22 protein-coding genes and 1 tRNA gene are annotated in these 25,951 nt (G+C 67.7%); 6 read left to right on the forward strand and 17 right to left on the reverse strand.

Annotation, left to right across the window (positions count from 1 at the left end; genetic code table 11):
• Positions 1–72: 72 nt before the first annotated feature.
• On the forward strand, positions 73–429 hold the full coding sequence (gene hisI / locus ACAZ03_RS07175) for a phosphoribosyl-AMP cyclohydrolase (RefSeq protein WP_373356744.1): 357 nt from the start codon (positions 73–75) through the stop codon (positions 427–429).
• A 102-nt stretch (positions 430–531) separates the two neighbouring features.
• On the opposite strand, the gene gluQRS is transcribed toward hisI, so the two are convergent.
• From gluQRS to gyrA, 5 genes are all read right to left on the reverse strand, one after another.
• Complete coding sequence (gene gluQRS, locus ACAZ03_RS07180) at positions 532–1,356, reverse strand: tRNA glutamyl-Q(34) synthetase GluQRS (RefSeq protein ID WP_373356745.1); 825 nt, start codon at positions 1,354–1,356, stop codon at positions 532–534.
• Complete coding sequence (locus ACAZ03_RS07185; protein WP_373356747.1) at positions 1,353–1,949, reverse strand: class I SAM-dependent methyltransferase; 597 nt, start codon at positions 1,947–1,949, stop codon at positions 1,353–1,355. Before ACAZ03_RS07185 ends, gluQRS begins: the two co-directional genes overlap by 4 nt.
• A gap of 21 nt (positions 1,950–1,970) precedes the next feature.
• Positions 1,971–3,326 (reverse strand): methylenetetrahydrofolate--tRNA-(uracil(54)-C(5))-methyltransferase (FADH(2)-oxidizing) TrmFO, encoded by a 1,356-nt coding sequence (gene trmFO / locus ACAZ03_RS07190; RefSeq protein WP_373356748.1) that lies wholly within the window; start codon positions 3,324–3,326, stop codon positions 1,971–1,973.
• A 121-nt stretch (positions 3,327–3,447) separates the two neighbouring features.
• On the reverse strand, positions 3,448–3,804 hold the full coding sequence (locus ACAZ03_RS07195; RefSeq protein WP_373356749.1) for a DUF6614 family protein: 357 nt from the start codon (positions 3,802–3,804) through the stop codon (positions 3,448–3,450).
• A 56-nt stretch (positions 3,805–3,860) separates the two neighbouring features.
• Entirely contained in the window at positions 3,861–6,620 is a 2,760-nt protein-coding gene (gene gyrA / locus ACAZ03_RS07200; protein ID WP_373356750.1) for a DNA gyrase subunit A, read from the reverse strand.
• Positions 6,621–6,810: 190 nt separating this feature from the next.
• Here gyrA and ACAZ03_RS07205 point away from each other — a divergent pair, with 190 nt between their 5' ends.
• Positions 6,811–7,089 carry an usg protein gene (locus ACAZ03_RS07205; RefSeq protein WP_373356751.1) on the forward strand — a complete coding sequence of 93 codons (279 nt, stop codon included), beginning with the start codon at positions 6,811–6,813 and terminating at the stop codon, positions 7,087–7,089.
• Between the two features lie 60 nt (positions 7,090–7,149).
• On the opposite strand, the gene ACAZ03_RS07210 is transcribed toward ACAZ03_RS07205, so the two are convergent.
• Together ACAZ03_RS07210 and ACAZ03_RS07215 are read right to left on the reverse strand one after the other, a co-directional pair.
• Positions 7,150–7,620: a disulfide bond formation protein B gene (locus ACAZ03_RS07210; RefSeq protein WP_373356752.1), complete on the reverse strand. Its 471-nt coding sequence runs from the start codon at positions 7,618–7,620 to the stop codon at positions 7,150–7,152.
• Positions 7,617–8,195, reverse strand: a complete 579-nt coding sequence (locus tag ACAZ03_RS07215; protein ID WP_373356754.1) for a YqaA family protein — start codon at positions 8,193–8,195, stop codon at positions 7,617–7,619. Before ACAZ03_RS07215 ends, ACAZ03_RS07210 begins: the two co-directional genes overlap by 4 nt.
• Positions 8,196–8,297: 102 nt before the next feature.
• Between ACAZ03_RS07215 and ACAZ03_RS07220 the strand changes: the two genes are divergently transcribed.
• From ACAZ03_RS07220 to ACAZ03_RS07230, 3 genes are all read left to right on the forward strand, one after another.
• On the forward strand, positions 8,298–9,173 hold the full coding sequence (locus tag ACAZ03_RS07220; RefSeq protein ID WP_373356755.1) for a neutral zinc metallopeptidase: 876 nt from the start codon (positions 8,298–8,300) through the stop codon (positions 9,171–9,173).
• A 67-nt stretch (positions 9,174–9,240) separates the two neighbouring features.
• Positions 9,241–9,326 (forward strand) — tRNA-Leu (locus ACAZ03_RS07225).
• A gap of 658 nt (positions 9,327–9,984) precedes the next feature.
• The gene (locus ACAZ03_RS07230) at positions 9,985–12,039 is read left to right on the forward strand and encodes a Hint domain-containing protein (RefSeq protein WP_373356756.1); all 2,055 of its coding nucleotides are present in this window, start codon (positions 9,985–9,987) and stop codon (positions 12,037–12,039) included.
• Between the two features lie 193 nt (positions 12,040–12,232).
• On the opposite strand, the gene ACAZ03_RS07235 is transcribed toward ACAZ03_RS07230, so the two are convergent.
• Positions 12,233–12,817, reverse strand: a complete 585-nt coding sequence (locus ACAZ03_RS07235) for an NTP transferase domain-containing protein (protein ID WP_373356757.1) — start codon at positions 12,815–12,817, stop codon at positions 12,233–12,235.
• A 7-nt stretch (positions 12,818–12,824) separates the two neighbouring features.
• Positions 12,825–15,233 carry an FAD-dependent oxidoreductase gene (locus tag ACAZ03_RS07240; RefSeq protein WP_373356758.1) on the reverse strand — a complete coding sequence of 803 codons (2,409 nt, stop codon included), beginning with the start codon at positions 15,231–15,233 and terminating at the stop codon, positions 12,825–12,827.
• Between the two features lie 112 nt (positions 15,234–15,345).
• On the opposite strand from ACAZ03_RS07240, the gene ACAZ03_RS07245 reads away from it, so the two are divergent.
• Positions 15,346–16,683 carry a DUF2254 domain-containing protein gene (locus ACAZ03_RS07245; RefSeq protein ID WP_373356760.1) on the forward strand — a complete coding sequence of 446 codons (1,338 nt, stop codon included), beginning with the start codon at positions 15,346–15,348 and terminating at the stop codon, positions 16,681–16,683.
• Positions 16,684–16,711: 28 nt separating this feature from the next.
• On the opposite strand, the gene ACAZ03_RS07250 is transcribed toward ACAZ03_RS07245, so the two are convergent.
• From ACAZ03_RS07250 to ACAZ03_RS07285, 8 genes are all read right to left on the reverse strand, one after another.
• Positions 16,712–17,275, reverse strand: coding sequence for a YSC84-related protein (locus tag ACAZ03_RS07250; RefSeq protein WP_373357058.1), 564 nt, complete (start codon positions 17,273–17,275; stop codon positions 16,712–16,714).
• A 171-nt stretch (positions 17,276–17,446) separates the two neighbouring features.
• Complete coding sequence (locus ACAZ03_RS07255; RefSeq protein WP_373356761.1) at positions 17,447–18,085, reverse strand: glutathione S-transferase family protein; 639 nt, start codon at positions 18,083–18,085, stop codon at positions 17,447–17,449.
• 71 nt (positions 18,086–18,156) lie between these two features.
• Positions 18,157–20,268, reverse strand: coding sequence for a dipeptide ABC transporter ATP-binding protein (locus ACAZ03_RS07260; protein ID WP_373356762.1), 2,112 nt, complete (start codon positions 20,266–20,268; stop codon positions 18,157–18,159).
• Positions 20,269–20,272: 4 nt separating this feature from the next.
• On the reverse strand, positions 20,273–20,443 hold the full coding sequence (locus tag ACAZ03_RS07265; RefSeq protein WP_373356763.1) for a hypothetical protein: 171 nt from the start codon (positions 20,441–20,443) through the stop codon (positions 20,273–20,275).
• Positions 20,444–20,446: 3 nt separating this feature from the next.
• Positions 20,447–21,898: an ABC transporter permease gene (locus ACAZ03_RS07270; protein WP_373356764.1), complete on the reverse strand. Its 1,452-nt coding sequence runs from the start codon at positions 21,896–21,898 to the stop codon at positions 20,447–20,449.
• Positions 21,899–21,908: 10 nt separating this feature from the next.
• A complete protein-coding gene (locus ACAZ03_RS07275) occupies positions 21,909–22,955 on the reverse strand; it encodes an ABC transporter permease (RefSeq protein ID WP_373356765.1) in 1,047 nt (348 codons plus the stop codon).
• A 104-nt stretch (positions 22,956–23,059) separates the two neighbouring features.
• Positions 23,060–24,715 carry an ABC transporter substrate-binding protein gene (locus ACAZ03_RS07280; RefSeq protein ID WP_373356766.1) on the reverse strand — a complete coding sequence of 552 codons (1,656 nt, stop codon included), beginning with the start codon at positions 24,713–24,715 and terminating at the stop codon, positions 23,060–23,062.
• Between the two features lie 205 nt (positions 24,716–24,920).
• Positions 24,921–25,802, reverse strand: coding sequence for a helix-turn-helix domain-containing protein (locus tag ACAZ03_RS07285; RefSeq protein WP_373356767.1), 882 nt, complete (start codon positions 25,800–25,802; stop codon positions 24,921–24,923).
• Positions 25,803–25,951: the final 149 nt, after the last annotated feature.

The raw sequence follows: 25,951 nt of genomic DNA on the forward strand, positions 1-25,951 counted from the left end.
CGGGGGCTTTCGCTGGCTGTCTTCGGCCCCTAGATAGGCCCCCTGACCCGCCGAGGCAAAGGGAGAGCGCCCATGAGTTTCGACCCCGCGCGACTTCGTTACAACGACGCCGGGCTGATCCCGGCCATCGCCCAGGACGCCGCCTCGGGCGAGGTGCTGATGATGGCCTGGATGAATGCCGAAGCGGTGGCGCGCACGCTGGAGACCGGCCGCGTCACCTACTGGAGCCGCTCCCGCGCCGAATTCTGGGAGAAGGGCGCGACGTCGGGCCATACGCAACGCCTGGTCGAGCTGCGCTTCGATTGCGACGAGGATTGCCTGCTGCTCACGGTCGAGCAGCAGGGGCCGGCCTGCCACACCGGCCGCCGGAGCTGCTTCTATCGGGCGGTGCAGGACGGCGAGGTGGTGGAGCTGGAGGCGGCGCCCTGACGGGCGGTGGGTTGAAAACCCACCCTACGCCCGGGCGGCGCCGTAGTCGTAGGGTGGGGCTTCACCCCACCACGGGCGGCCTCTCCCGCCCCGCCCCGCGCCTCAGCCCGGCAGCCCCACCATCCGCCTGACGTCCGCCGGGCTCGCCCCCTCTTCCCGGTAGCGCGAGATCGCCCGGGCATCGTCGCGCTTGGCGAGCCGTTTGCCGGAAGCGTCGCGGATCAGCCGGTGGTGGTGATAGACGGGGCGGGGCAGGCCCAGCCGGTCCTGCAGCAGCGCATGGATCGCCGTCGCCTCGAAGAGGTCCTCGCCCCGCGTGACATGGGTGATGCCCTGCGCGGCATCATCCACCACGACCGAGAGGTGGTAGGACGTGCCCATGTCGCGCCGCGCCAGGATCACGTCGCCGATGCCGGCCACCATCTCCTCCGGGCTGAGCGTCACCTCGCCCCGGAGCTCGTCGGTGAACCGCACCGGCCCCGTCGCGGCGCGCGCCATGTCGAGCCGGATGGCATTGCCCGCCTCGCCGAGCCCCAGATGCCGGCAGGTGCCGGGGTAGACCGGCCCGTCGGGGCCGATGGGCGGATCGCCCTCCTGCGGGGCGGTGAGCGCCGCCTCGATGTCGCGGCGGCGGCAGGCGCAGGGATAGGTGAGGCCGGCATCGGTGAGGCGGGCGAGCGCCGCGCGATAGGCGGCGAGGTTGTCCGACTGGCGGAGCACCGGCTCCTCCCAGGCGAGGGCGAGCCAGCGGAGGTCGTCGAAGTTCTGCGCCTCCCATTCGGGGCGGGCGCGGCTCCTGTCGATATCCTCGATGCGGATCAGGAAGGCGCCGCCAGCGGCGCGGGCCATGTCATGGGCGAGGATCGCCGCATAGGCATGGCCGAGATGAAGGGGCCCCGTCGGAGAGGGCGCGAAGCGGGTTCTCACCTCTTCTCAAGGACATAGACCATGGACTTCACGTCCATGCTCGGCAGATGGGGGCCGAGCTCGGCAAAGCGCTGCACGGCAAGGCCGCTTTCGAGCGCCCGCGCATGAGCGGCCGGGAATTCCGGCACCTCGAGCGCATGGTCGTTGAAGGAGAAGCAGAAGAGCCCGCCTGAAGGCAGAAGATCAAGGCATTGATCGAAAAGCGAGATCGGCCCGGCGCCCGGGCCGATGACGCCGACGGCGGTCACGGCGCGGGGCTGCTCGGGCGGCGTCTCGCCGGCGGGGAAAAGGTGGCGGTAGAGCCCGCGGGCACGCGCCACCTTCAGCATCCCCTCCGACAGGTCGCAGCCGTCGATGACCTCAAACCCCTCGGCCGCGAGCGCGACGCCGGAAAGGCCCGTGCCGCAGCCCATGTCGAGAATGGGCGCATCCTTGGACAGGCCCGTGGCGGCGAGCGCAGCGGCGCAGCGGGCGGGCGTCGCATAGCCGGCCTGCCTCAACTCCGCGTCGTAACTCGCGGCCCAGCCGTCATAATAGTCGCGCACGGCACCCTCGCCGTCGAGATCATAGACGTTCTTCAGAAAGCCACCCATGGGCCCAAGTCTAGCAGGCGCTCAGGCCTCCGCCAATGCCGTTGCATCGAGCCAGGCGCGCCAGTCGGCCTTGGCGCGGGCTGTATAGGCCGGGTAGCGCTCCTTCCGGCCGCGCCGGCCGGATTTCGCTTCCGGCAGAGGGGGAAAGAGGCCGAAGTTCACGTTCATCGGCTGGAAGGTCTTGGCCTCCGCTCCGCCGGTGATATGGCTCACGAGGGCGCCGATGGCGGTGGTCGGCGGCACAGGAGGCAGGCTCTGCCCCCGGATCTCCGCCACCGCCAGTCGGGCGGCGAGGAGGCCCATCGAGGCCGATTCCACATAGCCTTCCACCCCGGTGATCTGCCCCGCGAAGCGGATATTGGGCCGGGTCTTGAGGCGCATCTGCGCGTCGAGCAGGGTCGGCGAGTTCAGGAAGGTGTTGCGGTGGATGCCGCCGAGCCGGGCGAAGCTCGCCTCCTCCAACCCCGGAATACGTTTGAACACCTCGGTTTGCGCGCCGTACTTCATCTTCGTCTGGAAGCCGACGATGTTATAGAGCGTGCCGAGCTGGTTGTCGCGGCGGAGCTGCACGACGGCATAGGGCTTCTCGTCCGGCCGGTGCGCGTTGGTCAGGCCGATGGGCTTCATCGGCCCGAAGCGCAGGGTCTCGCGGCCGCGCTCGGCCATGACCTCGATCGGCAGGCAGCCGTCGAAATAGCCGGCCGTCTCGCCCTCGTGGAACTCCGTCTTGTCGGCGGCGAGGAGCGCGTCGATGAAATCCTCGTACTGGGCCTTCGTCATGGGGCAGTTGAGATAGGCCTTCTGCTCCGCCTCCGTCTCGCCCTTGTCGTAGCGCGACTGCGCCCAGACGGTGCTCATGTCGATGGTCTCGGCATGGACGATGGGGGCGATGGCGTCGAAGAAGGCCAGCGCCTCGGCGCCTGTCTCGGCGGCAATGGCCTGGCCGAGGGCGGAGGAGGTGAGGGGGCCGGTGGCGATGATCCAGTGGCCGTCGCGCGGCAGCTCGGTGATCTCGCCCGGCTCGACCCGCACCCGCGGATGGGCGCGGAGCCGCGCGGTGACGGCGGCGGAGAAGCCCTCGCGGTCGACCGCGAGCGCCCCGCCGGCGGGCAGGCGATGGGCATCGCCCATCTCCATGATGAGGCCGCCGGCCTGGCGCATCTCCCAATGGAGGAGGCCAACGGCGTTGTTGTCGCTGTCGTCCGAGCGGAAGGAATTGGAGCAGACCATCTCGGCCAGATCGCCCGTCTTGTGGGCAAAGGTGCCGACGAGGGGGCGCATCTCGTGGATCACCACGTCGACGCCCGCCTCGGCGGCCTGCCATGCGGCTTCGGATCCGGCGAGCCCGCCGCCGACGATATGGAGTGTCTCTGTCATGGGGGCGAGATAGGCCGAATGCGGGCCAAGGGGAAGGGCGCGCCGCCGGTCGCGGCCGGGCGCAAAATTCTTCTGCGGATGAATTTTCGCTCAGAATTCTTCGGCGAAGAATTTTTGGCCCTCAGATCAACGCGATGCGCTCGCGCTGGCTGGCGTCGGGATAGGGGCGGTAGAGCCCGACATCGGCCTTGAGGATCATGGCATGCACCTGATCGTAGAGCCGCGTCACCTCTTCATCCTCCGCCAGTTCGCTCAGCGAGGTGAAGGCCCGCTCGAGTGCCACGAGGCTGCCGACCTCCACCTCGAGGATGAAATCGCTGTGCGCCCCGGAAGAGAGCCCGAGTTTGCGGCGGAAGAGCCGCCAGGAGGCGATCATCCGTCGTTCCTGCAGAAGGCCGAGCCAGGTTTCGACCGCGCGGGCGAAGAGCAGGGCCTTCGCGCCGTCCTTCAGTTCGATCATGCAGTGATACAGGTTCATGCGACGCTCCTCCCCGCCACCGGGGAGGAGCATGACGCCCCAAGCTGAAGAGAGCGTTAAGCCTCGCCGGGCTCTCCGGCCTCGTCATCGCCCGGCACCTCGGCCTCGTCCGCCTCGGCGATCCAGGCGACGGAGGCGACCTCCTCACCCTTGCCGGTGTTGAAGACCCGCACGCCCCCCGCCGAGCGCGAGCGGAAGGAGATGCCTTCCACCGGCACGCGGATCGACTGGCCGGTGGTCGTCACCAGCATGATCTGGTCGCCCATCTCGACCGGGAAGGACGAGACGATGGCGCCGCCGCGCATCGCCTTGTCCATCGCCATCACGCCCATGCCGCCACGCCCGCGGACGGGATAATCGTGGCTGGAGGAGAGCTTGCCGAGGCCGCGTGCGGTGATCGTGAGGATCAGGTGCTCGGCGGCCGACATCTCGGCATAGCGCTCGGTGCTGATGGCGCCGGCGGTGGCCTCTTCGTCCTCGGCCTCCGGCTCTTCGGTGACGCCGGCCATGGCGCGGCGCATCTTGAGATAGCCGGCGCGTTCCTCCGGGGAGGCCTCGAAATGCCGGATGACAGACATGGAGACCACACGGTCGCCATTGCTCAGCCTGATGCCGCGCACGCCGGTGGACGAGCGGCCCGAGAAGACCCGCACATCGGTGACGGGGAAGCGGATCGCCCGGCCGGAATCGGTGACGAGCATCACGTCGTCGCTCTCGGCGCAGATGCGGGCGCCGATCAGGCTGACGGAGCCGTCATCGGGCAGCTTCATGGCAATCTTGCCGTTTCGCATGACATTGGTGAAGTCGGAAAGGTGGTTCCGCCGCACGTCGCCCGCGCTGGTCGCGAAGACGATGTTAAGGCTGTCCCAATCCTCCTCCGGCCGGTCGACCGGCATGATTGCGGCGATGGAGACGCCGCCCGGGATCGGCAGGATGTTGACGATGGCCTTGCCGCGCGAGGTCCGCCCGCCGGCCGGCAGGCGCCAGCACTTCAGCTTGTAGACCATGCCGTCGGTCGTGAAGAACAGGAGCTGGTCGTGGGTATTGGCGACGAAGAGCGTCGTCACCACGTCCTCTTCCTTCAGCCCGCCGCCGGAGAGGCCCTTGCCGCCGCGCCGCTGCGAGCGGAAATCGGCGAGCGGGGTGCGCTTGATGTAGCCGCCCTGCGTGACGGTCACGACCATGTCCTCGCGCTCGATCAGGTCTTCGTCGTCGAGATCGCCGGCCCAGTCGGTGATCTCCGTCCGGCGCGGCACGGCGAAGAGGCTCTTCACCTCCTCCAGCTCGGCGCGGATGATGCCGATGATCCGGGCGCGGGAGCGCAGGATCTCGAGGCAATCCTTGATGGTGGCGGCGAGGGTCTCGAGCTCGTCGGTCACCTCCTTGACGCCGATCTGGGTGAGGCGCTGCAGGCGCAATTCGAGAATGGCGCGGGCCTGGGCCTCGGAGAGGTTGTAGGTGCCGTCGTCGTTGATCGTATGCGTCGGGTCGTCGATCAGCTTGATGTAATCGGCGATCTCGGCGGCCGGCCAGCGGCGGGTCATCAGCGCTTCGCGCGCCTCGGCGGCATCGGCGGAGCGGCGGATCGTGGCGACCACCTCGTCGACGTTGGAGACGGCGACGGCGAGGCCGCAGAGGATATGCGCCCGCTCGCGGGCCTTCCTGAGCTCGAAGGCCGTTCGCCGCGCCACGACCTCTTCGCGGAAGTCGAGGAAGGCGACAAGGAAGCCGCGGAGCGTCAGCACCTCGGGCTTGCCGCCGTTCAGCGCCAGCATGTTGCAGCCGAAGGAGGTCTGCATCGGCGTGAAGCGGAAGAGCTGGTTCAGCACCACCTCCGCCGTCGCGTCGCGCTTCAGCTCGATGACGACGCGCACGCCGTGGCGGTCGCTCTCGTCCTGCACATGGGCGATGCCCTCGATCCGCTTGTCCCGCGCCGCCTCGGCGATGCGGTCGATCATCGTCGCCTTGTTCACCTGATAGGGGATCTCGTCGATGATGATCGCCCAGCGGTCCTTGCGGATCTCTTCGGTGTGGGACTTCGCGCGGATGATGACGGAGCCGCGCCCTTCCAGATAGGCGCGCCGCGCGCCGGAGCGGCCGAGGATCAGCCCGCCCGTCGGGAAGTCCGGGGCGGGGACGAACTCGATCAGCTCCTCGGAGCTGAGATCGGGATTGTCGAGCAGCGCGAGGCAGGCGTCCACGACCTCGCCCAGATTGTGGGGCGGGATGTTCGTCGCCATGCCGACGGCGATGCCGCCCGCGCCGTTGACGAGCATGTTGGGGAAGCGCGCCGGCAGGACGGTGGGCTCACGATCCTTGCCGTCGTAATTGTCCTGAAAGTCGACCGTGTCCTTCTCGATATCGGCGAGAAGATAGGTCGCGGGCTTGTCCATCCGCACTTCGGTGTAGCGCATGGCGGCGGCCTGGTCGCCGTCCATCGAGCCGAAGTTGCCCTGCCCGTCGAGGAGGGGGAGGGACATCGAGAAATCCTGCGCCATCCGCACGAGGGCGTCGTAGATCGCGCTGTCGCCATGCGGGTGGTAGCGGCCCATCGTGTCGCCGACGGGGCGGGCGGACTTGCGATAGGCCTTGTCGGGCGTGTTGCCCGTCTCGTGCATCGAGAAGAGGATGCGCCGGTGCACCGGCTTCAGACCGTCGCGCAGATCGGGAATCGCCCGGCTGACGATGACGCTCATCGCGTAATCGAGATAGGCGGTCTTCAGCTCCTGGGAGATCGAGACGGTCGGGCCGTCATAGCTGCTCCGCGGGGTGCCGCCATCTTCATCATCTGTCGGGAAATCGGGCGTATCGGTCACGTCTGGCCTGTTCTTGTCGCGCCATATCTTGTTGCGGCTGACTATATCACCCGCCATCCCTAGGTTACAATGCCGGGGCGCCAACAAGGTTGGCAGCCAGCCGGACTCATTGCCAACATATTGTTTTCGTTGACTCTTAACCTGTCGCTGGCAAGCTGCTTCCGTGAGGTTGGCAAAGAGGGCCGGCGCCATGGCAGAATCGCAGGCAAGCGAGACGGAGCTGATGCTGAAGGGCTACGGGCTGACGACGGCCGAGCTCTTCTACCGGATGCCGGATTATCGCAGCGTTCTCAACAGCTTCATCTGGCAGGATTACGATCTGGCGCCGGATCACCCCCGGCTCTTCAAGCTCATCGAGCATTGGCAGGAGCATATCGAGGGCCCGCTGCATTCGGTGCGCTTCACGCATCGCCGCCGCCTCGCCTCGGGCGAATGGCGAAACGTCACCGGCGAATTCCGCTATTCCTGACGGCCCGGCAGCGGGCCGCCCGAAGGCGACAGGCCGGGCCTGACAGGTGGCGGGTCTCCCTCAGCGCATCGCGGGCGCGGCCCGGGCGGCGCGGAGCCAGATGAGCATGAGCACGAGCGAGAAGATCGCGTTCCAGCTCGCCATGGAGAGGCCCGCGAAGGCCCACGAGACCTGGTCGCAGAGCACGATCCCCGGCCCGTCGGTGGAGAGGAGGTCGGCGCCGCCGAGATCCCCGAGCCCGGTGCCGGAGGAGGTGCAGGAGGTCGGCCCCTCCCACCAGTCGCGCTCGACGCCGGTGTGGAAGATGCCGATGCCGGCAGTCACCGCCGTCGCCAGCGCGCCGAGCCAGGGCCAGATGCGGCCGGGGACGATCAGCATGGCGAGCCCGATCAGCACGGCGGCGGCATGCGGCCAGCGCTGCCAGAGGCACATCTTGCAGGGCAGGTAGCCGATGAGCTGAAAGCCGAAGGCGCCGGCCAGCAGCAGGAGCGACCCGGCGGCGGCGATCAGCGAAAGTTGCAGACGGGTCATAGATACCTCACAAGATAGAAGCCGCCGAAGAACAGCAGGCAGAGAAGGGCGAACACGAGCCCGAGCCGCCGCTCGATGAAGTCGCGCACCGGCTCACCAAAGCGCCAGAGCAGCAGGGCGACAAGGAAGAAGCGCAGCGCGCGCGCGATGATCGCGCACAGGATGAAGATCGGCAGCGACAGGCCGGTGGCCCCCGAGGCGATAGTGATGACCTTGAAGGGGAAGGGCGTCACGCCCGCAATCAGCACCGCCCAGGCGCCCCAGCTGTTGTAGCGCTCGGCGAAGGCGGAGAAATCCTCCGTCTTGCCGTATAGATCGAGGATCGGCTGGCCGAGCTGCTCGAAGAGCCCCCAGCCGATCAGATAGCCCGCGAGCGCGCCGGCCACCGAGGCCAGCGTCGCCACCAGGGCATAGTGGAAGGCGCGGCCCGGCCGGGCGATGATCATCGGGATGAGCACCACATCGGGCGGAATCGGGAAGAACGAGCTTTCGGCAAAGGCCACGATCGCCAGCGCCCAGAGGGCGCGCGGATGCGAGGCGAGCGAGATCGTCCAGTCGTAAAGGCGGCGGATCACGTCATTCCCCAAAACCCGATGGCTCCTTAGGACATGGCCGGGAACGATGGTCAATCACACGGCGTTCACGACAAAACGACGGGCCGGGACGGAGGGCACCACATGAAATGGCAGGGACGGCGGCAGAGCCGCAATGTGATCGACCGGCGCGGTCGGGGCGGCAGGGGCGGCGGGGCCGTGCGGCTCGGCGGGGCCGGGGGGCTCGGGCTCCTCGCCATCGTCGTGGTCGGCTGGTTCCTCGGCGTCGATCTGACGCCGCTTCTCGGCGGCAGCGACGGCGGGGGCGGCTATGTCTCGCAGCCCGGCAGCGAGCGCCCGCTCAGCGCCGAGGAAGAGGCCGCCGGCGATTTCGCCGCCGTGACGCTGGCCGATACCGAAGAGGTCTGGAGCGGCATCTTCGCCGAAGATGTGGGCCAGCCCTACGACCCCTCGACGCTGGTGCTCTTCTCCGGCTCGACCTCCTCCGCCTGCGGCGGGGCGAGCGCCATGACCGGCCCGTTCTACTGCCCGAACGACGAGCGCATCTATCTCGACACCCAGTTCTTCACGACGCTCGATCGGCAGCTCGGCGCCGGGGGCGATTTCGCCTCGGCCTATGTGATCGCCCATGAGGTCGCCCATCACGTGCAGGACGAGCTCGGCATCCTTTCCGAGGCGCAGGCCCTGCAGAGCCGCTCGAGCGAGGAGCAGGCGAATGCGATCTCGGTGCGCATCGAGCTTCAGGCCGATTGCTATGCCGGCATCTGGGCGCGCGCCGCCGAAAGCCAGCTCGGCACGATCGAGCCCGGCGACATCGCCGAGGCGATGAACGCCGCCGCGCGGATCGGCGACGACACGCTGCAGCGCCAGTCGGGCGGCCGCGTGCGGCCGGAGACCTTCACGCATGGCACCTCCGAGCAGCGCCAGCGCTGGTTCGAGACGGGCTACCGCAGCGGCGACATCACCGCCTGCGACACGTTCGGCGCCTCGCGGCTCTAGGGCCGCGAGGGAGGCCGCCCACGACGCGATTGACGGCGCCGGCCCGCTGCGGCTAGGTCGGCGCCAGGCCGGTGTGGCGGAATGGTAGACGCAGCGGATTCAAAATCCGCCGATGGCAACATCGTGTCGGTTCGAGTCCGACCACCGGTACCAGCATCGAAGTGAGGCGGCCCCGGGCGGGCCCGGGCCCGCTTTAGGCAAATTCGCCCGACTTTCCCCTTGGATATCTTGATTCGCATCTAGATTTGCGCCGTCTCTTCGGAGCTCCGGCACCAATCGGCCGGCTTTGCAAAGATTGGTTCAAAGTCGGAGACGAGGGGCGAGGCCGCCCCTCCGCCCCGCACCGCCCGCCCGGCCTGGGCTGACAGGTGGTCAGGCGTCAACAATCCGGATGGCAAACTCGTCCTTAAGTTGCATTACGCGCCCGGCACCGCCGCCCAAGGGTCGTGATTGGTTCCCTTGTCGCAACAATTCCCGCGTAGCCCTCGCAAATGAGGCAGGCTGCCCCGGACCTGCCGCGAGGTCCTCGGCAATTTGCCATCATCTTTCCAACAATTTTCGCTTTGTTCGCTCCAAATTCGCCGGTATCCAGATCGTGGCCCGAGTGACGGGCCCCCGGCTTGGGGGAGCCGGTCCGGCTGACAGGTCGGAAAAGTGGTCTGCTGCTGGGCTCGGTCTCAACGCGGAACAGGCTAGACGGCGCACCGCCACAAGGGCGGGCGCGCGCGGCGCTTGCGACAGGCGCCGTGCAGGACCTTTTTCTCGCGGCATCGCCGCGGCCGGCATGCCGGCGAGATTTGGAGTGGTAGAGATGGCTGGCACGATTGACGGCACCAGTGGCGACGACCGAATCCACGACGTCTACACCGGGGATCCGGAGAATGATGCGCCGGGCGAGGGCAATGACCTCGTCTACGGTGGGGCCGGCAACGACACCATCTGGACCTTCGGCGGAGACGACACGCTTTACGGCGGCGAGGGCAACGACCTTCTCGTCGGCGGCGCGGGCAACGACACGCTCGACGGCGGCGAAGGCGACGATACCGTCTGGGGCGAAGACGGTGCCGATGTGATCATCGCCTCGCGGGGCAACGACTGCTATCTCGGCGGCTCCGGCGGCCTCGACTGCGACACGCTCGACCTGCGCGAGATCGGCCGCTACGAGATCCTCTACATGGAGCCCGACGAGAACGGGAACGGCTATAACGGCACCATCGCGCTTCTCGACGACGACGGCCTGCCGACCGGCGAGCAGATCACCTTCTTCGAGATCGAGACCCTCATCGAGCCCGACGATCCGGGCGGCCCGGTCGACCCCGAGCCCACCGGCCCCGACGGCACCGTCGAGGGCACGGCCGGCAACGATGTCATCGACACGAGCTATGAGGGCGATCCCGAGGGCGACAAGGTCGACAATGACGACGCGCTGCTCGACGGGCACGACGGCAATGACGACCTGATCTACGCCAAGGGCGGCGACGACACGGTCATCGCCGGCGACGGCCAGGACACCGTCCATGGTGGCGACGGCAACGACGTCATCTATGGCGGCGACGGCGGCCTGCCGAAGTTCGACAATCCCTATCCGCCCCTGTCGCAGGATCCCGATCCCTACGACGACATGGACACGCTCTATGGCGGCGCCGGGGATGACACGATCTACGGCGGCGACGATGCCGACCGTCTCTACGGCGGCAAGGGCGACGACGTCATCAACGGCGGCATCGACAACGACTATATCCAGGGCGACAAGGGCGACGACACGATCATCGGCGGCGAAGGCTCCGACGTGATCATCGGCGGCGCCGGCGACGACGTGATCTACGGCGGCTACGGCCCGGACCTGCCCGACGAACTGAACATCCGCGATGACCAGGGCGACCTCGTCACCGACAACGGCAAGGATGTGATCTTCGCCTCGGCCGGCAACGACACCGTCTACGGCCTCGACGATGACGACACGATCTTCGGCCAGGACGGCAACGACTACCTCGATGGCGGCATCGACGACGACCTCATCTACGGCGGTCGCGGCAATGACACGATCATCGGCGGCCAGGGCAACGACTCGCTCTACGGCAACAACGACCGCGACATCTTCATCGGCGGCAACGGCGGCGATCATGTCGACGGCGGCGCCGGCGGCGACGATTTCGACACGCTCGACCTGACGGGGACCGACGTCGACTACATCGAGTATACCTCGAAGGACAAGGAAGACGGGATCGTCCACTTCAAGGACGGCACCACGATGACCTTCGTCGAGATCGAGAACGTCATCCCCTGCTTCACGCCCGGCACGGCCATCGCCACGCCGCGCGGCGAGGTGCCGGTGGAGAGCCTGCGCGAGGGTGACCGCATCATCACCCGCGACAACGGCATCCAGGAGATCCGCTGGGTCGGCCGCAAGGACGTCACCGCCCGCGACCTCTTCGGCGCCCCGCAGCTGAAGCCGGTGCTCATCAAGGCCGGCGCCCTCGGCAACGGCCTGCCGGAGCGCGACATGATGGTCTCGCCGAACCACCGGCTGCTGGTCGCCTCCGAGCGCACCCAGCTCTACTTCGAAGAGAGCGAAGTGCTGGCGGCGGCGAAGCATCTGGTCGGCATGCCGGGCGTGATGGAAGTGGAGGTCGCCTCGACCGCCTACATCCACTTCATGTTCGACCGGCACCAGGTGGTGCTGTCGAACGGCGCCTGGACGGAGAGCTTCCAGCCCGGCGACTACACGCTGAAGGGCATCGGCGACGAGCAGCGGGACGAGATCTTCTTGCTCTTCCCCGAGCTGAAGTCGCACACCGGCCTCAAGGATTACCAGGCCGCGCGGAAGTCGCTGAAGCGGCACGAAGCGCAGCTTCTGGCCCGCTAAGGCAGGCATGCAGCTGGCCCCCCTCGGGGCGGCCGCAGACGGCGGGGCTCTCGGGCCCCGCCGTTTCTGTTTGTGCTGGTTGCAAGGCTGGGGGCTGTCTGCCCCCGTCGCCATTGGTGCTTGAACCAATGGCGCACTCAATGGCGACCCCCCCGAAGGGTATTTGGAAAGGGGCAGAGGAAGGGGGCTTGTGTCAGCGGGAGCGGAAGGCGGCCCAGTCTTCCGGCGTGTCGAGGTCGAGGAGGGCGCGGTCGTCGGCGTAACGCACCAAATGTGTGCGAGCGCGGTTGGCCCGCACGATCGGGGCGGCGCCGGTGTCTCCTTCGAGCTTCGCGAATGCGGGGCGGAGGGAGGCATCGAAGAGGAGCGGGTGGCCGCCCTTGCCCTCGGGCGTGGCACCGCGCCAGATGAGCGCCTCCGGATGGGCCGCGCGCGCGGCGAGGAGGGCCGTGATGTCCGCCGCCTCGATGAGCGGCAGGTCGGCGGCGAGGATCAGGAAGGCGGGGCAGGCGGGCAGGGCGGCGACGCCCTCCCGGACGGTGCCGCCGAGCCCCTCCGCCGAGCCGGGGAGGGCGAGGGGCGTGACCTCCAGCCCCGCCATCAGCGCCGCGCGAGGGTGATCGAGCGCGGGGAGGGCGACGAAGACCGGAGCCGTTGCCGCGCAGGCGGCGCGGGCAGTACGGGTGAGCAGCGGCTCGCCCCCCACCTCCTCCGCCAGCTTGTCCGCCCCTCGCATGCGAGAGGAGCGGCCGGCGGCGAGGAGGAGGAGGGGGATCATCCCGAGCCTAGCCGCGCATCCGGGACCCGTCGCTGTCCCACATGTCTTCCGCCACCTGAACGGCGCGGCGGCGCTGGCCGAGGATCTCGATCTCGACCTCTAGCCCCGGCTCCCAGAGCTCGCGGGGGATCAGCCCGTAGGCGAGGCTCTTGCCCTGCCAGTGCGAATAGCCTCCGGAGGTGCAGAAGCCCTTCACCTCGCCGCCGATCCAGATCGGCTCGTAGGCGGTGACATCGGCATCCTCCGCCTCCACCTCGAAATGCGCGAGCCGGCGGGCGGGGGGCGCGGCGCGCTCGGCCTCTACCGGCGCGCGGCCGATGAAATCGGCGTTCTTGCCCCAGTGGATGAAGCGGTCGATGCCCGTCTCCGCCGGCGTGTAATCCGGCGAGAACTCACGGAGCCAGGAGCCGAAGAACCGGTCGAGCCGCAGCGACATCATCGCCCGCATCCCGAAGGGGGCGAGGCCGAGCGGCGCGCCGACCTTCGTCAGCGTGGCCCAGAGCTGCCGCTGGTCCATCGGGTCGCAATAGATCTCGTAGCCGAGATCGCCGGTGTAGCTGAGCCGCTGGACGATGCAGTTCGCCTGGCCGACCACCATCGGGCGGACGTCCATGAACCTGAGGTTCACCGGCTGGCGGGTGCAGGCGGCCAAGAGCTCCGTCGCCTTCGGCCCGGCGATCTGGAAGCCGGTGCGGCGGTCGGAGATGTTCTCCACCCGCACGCCCTCTTCCAGATGCTTCAGGAACCAGCGCAGATGGATGTTCTGCGCGCCATAGGAGGCGGTGAGCTGGAAGCTCTCCTTCCCAAGGCAGGAGATGGTGAAATCGCCGATGATCCGCCCCGACGGCGCCAGCATCGGGGTGAGCGACACACGCCCGGCCTTCGGCACCCGGCCGGCCATGATCCGGTCGAGCCACTCGCGGGCCTTGGGGCCCGTAACAGCGAACTTCCCGAAGTTCTGCACCTCGTTGATGCCGACCCCCTCGCGGACGGCCCGCACCTCGCGGCCGGTCGCCTCGAAGGCGTTGGTCCGGCGGAAGCTCGGGGTCTCGTAGCGGGGCTCGTCGCCCTTGGCGAAGTAGTTCACCACCTCCAGCCCAAATTGCTGGCCCCAGACCGCGCCCATGCCATCGAAGATGTCATACATCGGTGTCGTCCGGTGCGGACGGGCGGCGGGCTTTTCCTCGTTGGGATAGGCGACCGAGAAGCGCGTCTGGTAGTTCTCGATGACCTTCGGCACCGTGTAGCCGGGGCTGATCCAGGGCCCGAAGCGGGCCACGTCGAGCCCCGTCACGTCGCGCTCCGCCTCGCCTTCGATCATCCATTGGGCCAGCGTCAGGCCGACGCCGCCGCCCTGGGAGAATCCGGCCATGACGCCGCAGGCGCTCCAGTAGCCCGGCACGCCCGGCACCGGGCCGACGAGCGGGTTGCCGTCGGGCGCGAAGGTGAAGGGCCCGTGGATGACGCGCTTGACGCCGGCGCGTTCCAGCACCGGGAAGCGGCGATAGGCGAAGGCGACGCTGTCCTCGATCTTGTCGAAGGCCTCGTTGAGGAGCTCGTGCCCGAATTCCCAGGGCGTGCCGTCGACGGACCACGGCTCGCAGGGCTTCTCGTAGAAGCCGATGCAGAGCCCGCGGCCCTCCTGGCGCAGGTAGCTCTCGCCTCCCGGGTCCATCACATGGGGGAATTCCTGGCCGCGCTCGTAGATCTCGGGGATGTCGTCGGTCACCAGATACTGGTGGGCCATCGGCAGGAGCGGGGCGTAAAGCCCTGCCATCGCTGCGATTTCCCGCGCCCAGAGGCCGCCGGCATTGACGATGTGCTCGGCATGGACGGTGCCATGCTCGGTGACCACGTCCCACGTGCCGTCGCCGCGCGGGTTCAGTTCCAGCACCCGGTTGAGCAGCACGATCTCCGCCCCGCCCATCCGCGCCGCCTTGGCGTAGGCATGGGTGGTGCCGGAGGGGTCGAGATGGCCGTCTAATGGGTCATAGAGCGCGCCGATGATGCCGTCGGTGTTCACCTGGCCATCGGTCATGGCGCGGATCTCTTCCGGCCCGAGGATCTCGGTCTCCAGCCCCATGTAGCGGTGCTTGGCGCGCTCGGCCTTCAGCATGTCGAAGCGGTCGCGGTTGTCGGCGAGCGTGATGCCGCCGACATGGTGGAGCCCGCAGTTCATGCCGGTGATCTCTTCCAGCTCCTTGTAGAGCCGGATGGTGTAGCCCTGCAGCGCCGCCATGTTGGTGTCGCCGTTGAGGGTATGAAAGCCGCCCGCCGCGTGCCATGTGGAGCCCGAGGTGAGCTCGGAGCGCTCGATCAGCAGGACGTCGGACCAGCCGAGCTTGGTGAGGTGATAGAGCACCGAACAGCCGACGACGCCGCCGCCGATCACCACGACACGGGTGCTTGTCTTCATCTTTCGGCCTCCTGATGATGGCGGATGTTCTGGCGCCACCCTAGGGATGCCACGGGTGAGGGAAAGTGCAGGCGGCGACACCATTTGTCGCAAACGGGCGAGGGGAAGCACCATGGCGACACTGACCGGCATCTCGGAGACCGTGCTGCGCAAGGCGCTGGATCTGTGGCGGACGCTCTGGGTGCGCGTGGTGCTCTTCGGGCTCCTCGCGCTCATCTCCATCGGGCTGACGCAGGTCGTCTCGCCGCTTTTGCCGCAGGAATGGCGGGCCTATGTGGGCGGCGACAGCGCAGATAGGCTGCTCGACATCGTCTCCAACGCCATGCTCGCGGCGACGATCTTCTCGCTGACGATCATGGTCAGCGTCTATGCCTTTTCGGCCTCTCAATGGACGCCCCGCGTCCACCGGCTGATCGTGCAGGACCCCACGACGCAGAACACCATCGCCACATTCATCGGCGCCTTCGTCTACTCGCTGGTGGCGATCATCCTGCGCGAAGTGCGGGTCTATTCCGACGATGCGGCGCTGGTCCTCTTCCTGCTGACCGTCGTCGTCCTCATCCTCGTGGTGCTGGCGCTGATCCGCTGGGTGCTGCATTTGCAGGGCTTCGGCTCGCTCGACCAGACGGCCCGCCAGGTCGAGGACATCACCGCCCGCGAGCTGCGCAAGCGGCTCGACCAGCCCTGCCTCGGCGGCCATCCCCTCGGCGATCTGCCCGAGGGGGTGGAGCCGATCCGCACCTCGCAGGCCGGCTATATCGTGCAGATCTATCAGGACCGGCTCAACGAGATCGCCGAAGAGGCGGATTGCGAGATCTACCTGCCGGTCACGCCGGGGCATTTCGTCCATCTCGGCCAGCCCATCGCCTATGTCACCTGCGAGGTGACCGACGAACTGACGCGGGAACTGCGCGAGCATGTCGTGGTCGACGATGCGCGCGGCTATGTGCAGGACCCGCGGCTGGGGCTGATCGTGCTCGGCGAGATCGGCTCGAAGGCGCTCTCGCCCGGCATCAACGACAGCGGCACGGCCATCGACGTCATCACGCGGGTGGGGCGGATCCTCTCCTCCTTCGAGCGGGAGGAGGCGCATACGGGCGCGCCGACCTATCCACGGCTGCATGTGCCGGCGCTCGACCCCGAGGACCTCGTCTCTGACGGCTTCGGCGCCATCGCCCGCGACGGGGCCGACCGGCTGGAGGTGCAGCTCCGCCTGCAGGACGTGCTGACCGGCCTCATGACCCATGCGGAGGAGGGGATGGCCCTCGCGGCGCGCCGCGTCGCCATCCGCGAATACCGCCGGGCGATGCTGGCGATGAGCTTCGGGCCGGATCGCGACCGGCTGACCTCGGTCACCACCGAGGCGGTGCGCGAGGGCGCTGCCGCCGCCGACCGTGATGACGAGACGCGGGAGGAGAAGGAGGAGCGCGAGAAGCGCGAGGAGGGCTAGGGGCGCGGTTTCCCGCGCCCGGGCCGGGTCAGGGAATGATCCGCGTGTATTTCGTGCCCTCGACCGTCGCGCCGACGCGCAGCCCCGCCTGGGCGAAGACCACGGCGATCACAGGCGAAAGCGAGGTCAGCGCGTCGGCCCTGAGCATCTCGCCCTGGGACGGGATCGCGTATTCGATATCGCCGCCCGCCGACCAGCCATTGCCGGCGCGGAAGTCGAGCAGCGCGTCCTGCGTCATGAAGAAGAGCACATGCGAATATTGCTGGGCGCCGATTTGCAGCCCGGCGGAGGCGGCGGTGGCGAGATAGTAATCGACCGTCGCGCCGCCGACGCGGAGCGCGCCCCGGCCGTAGGAGCCGCCGAGCCCCAGACCGGCCTCGGTGATGAGCGGCATGACGAGCATCCCGGCGGCCTGGTTCGAGATGTCGACGGTGCCGGGATAGGCGCTGAACATGTGCTGGAGCGTCGCGTCGACCCGCGCGTCGATCTGCGTGGGCGCGGGGGATCCGATGCCGTTGCCGCAGGCGGCGAGCGAAAGGCTCGCCAGCGTCGCGCCGGCTCCGGCGAGGAGAGTGCGTCGGTTGGGTGTCATCATGTCCTGCTCATCTGCCGTGCGGCCTTATGGGCGGCCGCTTTGGGGGGCATCATAGAGCGTGGGGCGGCGTTTGTCATCGGCGGAGGCCGGGGCACGGAATTCGGGCCGAATTCCGTGCCGTTTCCAGATCGAGATCGGGGGCGGAAACCACCCGGTTTCCGCCCGCCCTCAGGCGAAGAACTCCATGGCCGGCGCCACGGCCTTCTGGATCGCCGGCCGCTCCATCATCCGCAGATGCCAGGCGGCAACCGCCGGATAGGGCTCGAGCAGGAGCCCCGCCTGGGCCAGCGTCGCCGCGGTGCAGGCGAGCGAGATATCGGCCAGCGTCATCTGGTCGCCGGCGATATAGTCCTTACCCTCCAGACCCTTGTCGAGAACCGAGAGGAGCTCGCCGGCATCCTTCACCGTCTTCTCGATCTTGCTCTCGTCCGGCTCGCCGAGCCCGAAGAGCGGCTTCAGCCGCCGCTCGAAGAGCACCTGCTGGATGGTCGGCGCGAAATGCACGGCGTGCCAGCTCTGCCACTGGTCGACCTGCGCCTGGGCGCGGGGGTCGCTCACCGGATAGAGCGTGCTGCCGGCCTTCACCGCCAGATAGGCCATGATGGCGCGGCTTTCCCAGAGCGTGAAGCCGTCATCCTCCTCCAGCACCGGGACCTTGCCGTTGGGGTTGAGGGAGAGGAATTCAGGGCTCTTCAGCTCGCCCGAGCGCATGTCCTTGTCGATGATCTCGACATCGAGGCCGAGCTCGTGGATCAGGGCCCGCACGCGGATGGCGTTGGGCGAGATGGGCATGGAATAGAGCTTCATCGGGGGGACCTCCGTCTTGTCCCCCTCGACATGGGTGCGGCGGGGCGCGGATCAAGCCGCGCCCGCACCTTCTATTCCGCGGCGATCTTGATCACCGGCTCCATCGAGGCGAGCTCGGCCTCGCTCAGCCAGCAGAGCGAGCGGTGCCCGTCGCCGAGGTCGCGGTAGGGCGGCAGCTCCGTCTCGCATTTGTTGTCCGGCACCCGGCTCTTCCAGCGGCAGCGCGTCTGGAAGGGGCAGCCCGGCGGCGGGTTCATCGCGGAGGGGATCTCGCCTTCCAGCACCACCTCCTTCTTGATGACCGAGGTATCGGCAATCGGCACCGCCGAGAGGAGCGCCTCGGTATAGGGGTGGTAGGGCGGCGCGAAGATCTGCTCCGTCGTGCCCATCTCGACGATATGGCCGAGGTACATGACCACGATCCGGTCGGAGAGATAGCGCACGATGGAAAGATCGTGGCTGATGAAGAGAAGCGTCGTCTTCTGCTCGCGCTGGATCTCCATCAGGAGGTCCGTCACCGCCGCCTGCACGCTCACGTCGAGCGCCGAGACCGGCTCGTCGGCCACGACGATCCGCGCATCGCCGGCGAAGGCGCGGGCGATGCCGACGCGCTGCTTTTGCCCGCCGGAGAGCTGGCGCGGCATCCGCTCGGCGAAGGCGCGGGGCAGCTTCACGAGGTCGAGGAGCGTCAGCATTCGCTCGCGCCGCTCGGCATCGTTCTTACCATAGCGAAAGATCTCCAGCGCCCGGATGATCTGCCTACCCACGCTCATCGAGGGGTTGAGCGTGTCGAACGGGTTCTGGAAGACCATCTGCACATCGGCAATCGTGCGGGTGTCGCGCTTCTCGATGGCGGTGTCGCCGATCTCGCGGTTGTCGAGCACGATCTTGCCGTCGGTCGCCACCTCAAGCCCCATCAGCACCTTGGCAAAGGTCGACTTGCCGCAGCCCGACTCGCCGACGATGGCGAGCGTCTCGCTCTCATGTGCCTCGAAGGAGATATCCTCGTTGGCCTTCACCACCTTGGTCGCGCCGCCCCGCCCGAAGAGCGAGGAGGCGGCGACCTCGTAGTATTTCTTGAGGTTCTCCATGCGCAGGACCACCTCGCCGATCTCGCCCTTCTTCTTCTGGATCACATCGGCCGGCGGCGCGGCCCAGTCGATCTCCTGAAAGCGGATGCAGCGCGTCTCGTGGCGCCCGTGCTCGGGCACGTCGAACATGGGGATCTCCTGCGCGTCGCAGCGGCCTTCGACGAAATAGTCGCAGCGCGGCCCGAAGTTGCAGCCCGGCGGGCGCTCGTGGGGCAGGGGGAAGTTGCCGGGGATGGAGATGAGCGGGCGGGCGTTCTTGTCGGCCCCGGGCAGCGGGATCGAGCGGAAGAGCGCCTGCGTATAGGGATGCTGCATCTTGTCGAAGACATCGCCGATGTCGCCGCGCTCCACCGCCTCGCCGGAATACATCACGCAGATGCGGTCGCAGGTCTCGAGTACCAGCCCGAGGTTGTGGGAGATGAACAGCATCGAGGTGCCGTATTTCTTGCCGAGGTCCTTCACCAGCTTCACCACAGCCGCCTCGACGGTCACGTCGAGCGCCGTGGTCGGCTCGTCGAGGATGAGGAGCTTCGGCTTCGACATCAGCGCCATGGCGATGACGATCCGCTGCTGCTGACCTCCGGAGAGCTGGTGCGGGTAGGATTTGAGGATCCGTTCGGCATCCGGCAGGCGGACGTCGGTCACCACCTCCAGCGCCCGCGCCCGGGCCTCCTTCTCGGAGATGCCCTCGTGGATCATCGGCACTTCCATGAGCTGCTTGCCGATCCGCATGGCGGGATTCAGGCTCGCCATCGGCTCCTGGTAGATCATGGCGATCTCCTTGCCGCGGATGCGGCGGAGCTCGCTTAGCGAGGCGGTGCAGAGGTCATCCCCGCAGAACTTGATGGAGCCGCCGACGATGCGGCCGTTGACGCCGAGGTCCTGCATGACCCCCAAGGCCACGGTGGACTTGCCGCAGCCGGATTCGCCGACGAGGCCGAGCGCTTCGCCCGGCATGACCTTGGCGGAGAAATCCATCACCGCCGGGATCTCGCGGAGCCGCGTGAAGAAGGAGATCGACAGCCGCTCGATCTCGAGCAGCGGCGATTGCTCGGCGAGGGGCGTCTCGGGCGCGTAGGCGGTGTCGGTCATGGCGTCACTCCTTGTCCTCGTCGTCGGTCTTTCCGGCCTTGCCCCAGGCGAGGGCGAAGGCCACCCCCAGCCCGGCGCCGATGGCGATGCCGGACGCCATGTTGTCCATCCCCACCCCGAGCGCGGCGCCCGCGGCGATGCCGAGCGCGAAGCCGGTGGTGTTGAACTGCGTCATCCCTCAGTCCTTCAGGCTCTCTTCGCGGAGCCCGTCCGCGAGGAGGTTGAGCCCGAGCACCAGGCTGAGGAGCGCCACCGCCGGCACCAGCGCCGGATGCGGGTAGATGGAGAGGAGCCTGCGGCCGAGGTTGATTGTCGAGCCCCAGTCCGGGCTCTCCGGCGGCAGGCCGAGGCCGAAGAAGCCCAGCGTGCCGAGCAGGATCGTCGTGTAGCCGACCCGCAGGCAGAAATCGACGATGAGCGGCCCCCGGGCGTTCGGCAGGATCTCCCAGAGCATGATGTACCACGGGCCCTCGCCGCGGGTCTGGGCGGCGGCCACGTAGTCGCGTGTCTTGATGTCCATGGCGAGGCCCCGGACGATGCGGAAGACCGTCGGCGAGTTCACGAAGACCACCGAGACGAAGACCACGAGGATCCCTCCCGGGATGTTGAAGAGGTCCAGCCATTCGGGGAGGAAGTTGATCGGCGTGCCGCGCTGCGAGATGGCCGAGAGATAGGCGATGCCGAGCACCGCCAGCACCACGGCGAGGATCGGGGTGCGGACCTTCGGCTGGGTGTGCCAGCGCGAGTTGATGAAGACCGCCGCGAAGATCAGCGGGAAGATGAAGAGCGTCATGGCCATGTAGCTCGGCAGGCCGGTCTGCACCATCTCGGGCGTCACCAGAAGGTAGAAGAGCAGGATCACCGGAAAGGCGAGGATGAGGTTCGCGAGGAAGCTCAGGAAAGTATCGAGCCGCCCGCCGTAATAGCCGGCCGGCAGGCCGAGGGTGATCCCCACCATGAAGGCGAAGAGCGTCGCGAAGGGCGCGATGACGATGACGGTGACCGAGCCGTAGACCATGCGGCTGAAGACGTCGCGCGCGAGGTTGTCGCCGCCGAGGAGGTAATGCGTGCCGGCGCCCAGCTCTTCCGCCGTGGGCATGGCCACGCCCGGGGGCTCGTTCTTGAGCCCCGAGACGGCGGTCAGCGGCGGATGGGTGGCGACGAGATCGAAGATGCCGGCGAAGAAGGCCGTGAACACCCAGAACATCACCAGCCCGAAGCCGATCATGCCGATCGTGCTGTCGAAAAGCTTGCCGTAGAGCCCGAGCTGCCGCTTGAAGGCGATGGAGAGCCCGAAGGTCACGAAGAGCGCGATCCAGACCGGCAGGAAGCGCTTGATGACGGCGCCGATGATCCCGGCCGAACCGTAAGGCATGACGATGCCGCCGATGAGCCAGGCGACGGCGTAGAGCAGGATCGCGAGCCCCGTCCACTGCACGGCCCGCTCGGCAAAGCCATATGCGCCGCTGTTGCGCTGGGCGAGGCTGCGGCCCGTCCGCGCCGCCTCGGGCGCGGCGGTGAAGGAGAGCACCAGGAAGGCCACCACCGCCACGGCGAAGGCGATGACGAGCGCGAGGCCGAGCGGGCCGAGAATGACGCCGGCGGGGCCGGCCCAGGAGAGGGGTTCCATGGCGATCTCCTCAGCTGATCCGGATGCGGGGGTTCAGATAGACATATCCGATGTCGGATATGAGCTGCGTGATGAGCACGACGAAGACAGAGACGACGGAGACGCCGAGCAGGAGCTCGATGTCGTTGTTCCCCGCCGCCTGCACCAGCGTCCAGCCGAAGCCCTTGTAGTTGAAGAGCGTCTCCACGATCACCACGCCGTTCAGGAGCCAGGGAAACTGGAGCATGATGACGGTGAAGGGCGCGATGAGCGCGTTCCGGAGCGCGTGGCGCATGACGATGTTTGAGAACTTCACGCCCTTCAGCCGCGCCGTGCGGATGTACTGGGCGGTCATCACCTCTGTCATGCTCGCGCGGGTCATCCGGGCGATATAGCCCATGCCGTAGAGCGCGATGGTCACCACGGGCAGGGTGAAGTTGACGAAGGTCGCATCCTCCATCGCGCTTGTCGCCGAGCCGTTGAACCACCTCAGCCCCACGGCGGAGGAGGCGAAGACGGTGATCAGCAGCACACCGGAGACATATTCCGGCGTCGCGGTGGTGAGGATCGACACGGCCGAGAGCGAGCGGTCCGTGCGGCTGCCCTCGCGCATCCCGGCGAGGACGCCGATGATGAGCGCGCCGGGCACCATGACCATCATGACCCAGAACATGAGCTTGCCGGTCAGCGCCAGCGAGCGGCCGATGATCTTGCCGACGGGTTCCTTGAAGACGGTGCTCTCGCCCCAGTAGCCCTGCAGCACGCCGCAGCGCGTGGGGGCCTCCTCGGGGTCGGAGCCGATGGGGATGCAGCGGCCGCGGATCGAGCCGTCAGTCTGTTCGATGACCCAGCCGGGCAGCACGCCCAGCCATTCGCCGTAGCGCACCAGCGTCGGCGCGCCATAGCCGTTGCGGTTCAGCCAGCTCTCGACCTCCTCGTCGGAGATGCGGCTGCCGGCTTCCGACTTGGCGACCTTCTCGAGATTGGGCGCCAGATTGGTGAGCGCGAAGACCACGAAGGTCAGGCAAAGCGCGGTGAACAGCATGGTCACCACGCGCGCCAGCAGGAATCGCAGCATTTTTGGCCCCCCGGCTCCTGTCGTTCTTATTGCCGCGTCTGGATGCGCGGGTGACGGAAAGTGCGGCGGGGGCCGGAATGCTCCGGCCCCCGCGCGTCAGGCGATCAGGATTCGACCGCCCACTTGTAGTGATGGTGCTCGAAGGTCGGGTGCATCTCGGCCCCGAGCACGCCCGGCCGGAAGTGCCGGTAGAGCGAGCGCCAGTAGGGCTGGATGGTCACACCCTGCTCCTGCATGATCGTCTCGAGCTTGGCCATGACCTCGGAGCGGGCCTCGGCATCGGCGATGCCGTTGGCCTCGTCGAGCAGGGCATCGAACTCCTCGTTCGAGAAGGCCGTCTCGTTCCACGAGGCGCCCGTCCGGTAGGCGAGGTTGAGGATCTGCACGCCGAGCGGGCGCATGTTCCATTCCGTCGCCGAGAACGGGTACTTCAGCCAGTCGTTCCAGAAGGTCGAACCGGGCAGGACCGTCCGCTTCACGTTCATGCCGGCGTCGCGCATCTGGGCGGCGACGGCATCGCAGGACGCGGCCTGCCAGTCGTCGTCGATCGAGATGAGGTCGAACTCGGTGTCGGCATGGCCGGCTTCCTCGAGAAGCGCCATGGCGGCCTCGGGGTCGACGGTCATCGGCGGCAGCTCGGCATATTCGGGGTGGATCGGGCAGACGTGGTGGTTCTCCGCCACGGTGCCGAGATCGTTGTAGCCGAGCTCGAGCACGACGGCATTGTCCACGGCCATCAGGATGGCGTTGCGGACTTCCTTGACCCCGTAGGGCTCGCTGTCCTGGTTGAAGCGCATGACCAGCGTCGAGGCGGTGATCGCCTCCGACTTCTCCCAGCCGAGGCTGTCGAAGATCTCGATGAAATCGCCCTGGGACTGGTAGGTCGCGTCGATCTCTTCCGATTCCACCGCCGAAACGATGGCGGAGGGGTCGGTGCCGTAGTCGATGTATTCGATGCGGTCGAGATAGGGCCCGCCATAGACCTCGGTGCCCCACCAGCTGTGGTCGGTGTTCTTTACCAGCACCTGACGGACGCCGACCTGGTTCTCTTCCGGCAGATAGGGGCCGGTGCCGATCGGGTTGTCGGAGGGATCGCCGCCGTCGTAGCTCGGGTGCACGATCGAGGCCGGGTAGTCGGCCATGTTGACGATGATCGAGATGTCGGGCGCCGAGAGGTTGAGCACGACCGTCTGGTCGTCGACCTTCTCGATGGCGCCTTCGCGCACCATGGAGGTCTCGGGATCCATGAGCTGGGCCATGCGGGTGGCCATCGAGTTGCCCTCGACGGTGCCGTCGCACCAGCGCTCGAGGTTGAAGATCACGTCATCGGCAGTGAAGGCATCGCCGTTGTTCCAGGTCGCGCCGGGGCGGACATGGAGCGTGAACTGGCTGGCGTCCTCGTTGGCTTCCCAGCTCTCAAGGAGCATGCCGCGCAGGCTGCCGTCGGGCTCGTATTCCACGAGATATTCCAGCCAGCCGCGGGCGAAGTTGCCCATCTCGGACCAGTCGAAAAGCCGCGGATCCTTGAGGGCCAGCGTTTCCATCTGCATCCTGAGCGTGCCGCCCATGGGCTTGTCCTGGGCGAGGGCCGGGGTGGGGGCCGTCAGGCCGATGAGGCCGTAGGCCGCCGGGGCCGCGACGCCGAGGGCGGTGGCGCGGGTGAGGAATTCGCGGCGGCTCAGTTTGCCGGCCTTGTGCTCCTCGGCATACATCCGGGCCGCGGCATGGGCCCGGTCCGTGAAGCTCTGGTGGTGCGTCATTGAGTTAGCTCCCTGTGACATGCGTCTTATAAATTTCGCCCGCCCCGTTCGGAGGGCGGGTCACGGGCGGTTGAGGGACGACATCCCCTTCTGCGAGGGGTTCACGGCCGTTCTGCGACATTGCGCCTCTGTTCGGGGCGGTCGGCATGAAGGCTTGCGTCATTCCTTGCGCTGTTTGCGACCTTTGCATGGTGGGGGAACGACATCAACCGAGGTTGCCGAGCCCTCGCGTCAACTCTTGGGCAAATGGCCGGGCCGGCCGCGGCGATATGCCACCTGTTTCGGCGGATTGCCGGCGGAATCGCGAGGGGCTGACCCCGACAGCGGCGTGAAAGGCGCGCGAGAAGTAGGCAGGTGAGGAAAAACCGAGCGCCGCGGCGATCTCCGCCACGGGTCGGCGCGTCTCGCTGAGCTGGCGGCGCGCTTCGTAGAGAATCCGGTCGGTCAGAAGGTCATGGGCCGACTTCCCGCAGGTCCGGCGGACGCAGCGGGTCAGATGCGTGGGCGTGACGCCGAGGGCCCGGGCGAAATCGGCGATGGCGCGGCCCTTGGCATAGTCGCGCTCCACCAGCGCCGTGAAGGCGGCGACCAGCTGGGCGGCGGCGCTGCCGGCGCGGGCATCGGGGGGCGTGCCCTCCTGCCGCTCCAGCGCCCGCTCGAAGAGCACGGCCAGAAGGCCGAGGTGATAATGCGCCGCGCGGGCATGGCCGGCGCGGTCGGATTTCAGCTCGCGCTCGAGGCTGTCGAAGGCGCTGGCGATGTCCTTTTGCATATGCACGTCGCGCAGGCGCAGGTGCACATGGCTCTCCGGCCATTCGCCGGCCATCGCATGGGGGATCGCCAGCATGTGGCCGAAGGTCGTCGGCCCGACCTCGAAGCCGTACATCGTGCCGGCGGGCAGGAAGATGAGATTGTTGGCGGTATAGCCGGAGGTCAGCCCGGCGATTGTGATCCGCCCCTGGCCCTTGGTGAAGAAGATCAGCCGCGGCGCCCGGTGCGCGCGCATCGCCTCGGTGCGCCAGCGGCTGGGGGCGCTTGTCTGCCCGATGGAGCTGAGGCTGAGCAGATGTCGATTGTCGGCCGCCATGGAAGCCCGTTTCCCCCGACCGGCCGCGATGGCCGCATCCCAGCAAGGTGGCCCATGGCCCGCCGTCCTGGCAACCGGTGCGTGCCGAAAAGGCAGAGAAAGATGTGGACAGTGTGGGGATAACGCCAGCGTGAACGGCGCCTTCCTCA

The sequence above is a fragment of the Pseudoroseicyclus sp. CXY001 genome, assembly GCF_041714655.1.
In the GTDB taxonomy this organism is placed as follows: Bacteria; Pseudomonadota; Alphaproteobacteria; order Rhodobacterales; family Rhodobacteraceae; genus Pseudoroseicyclus_A.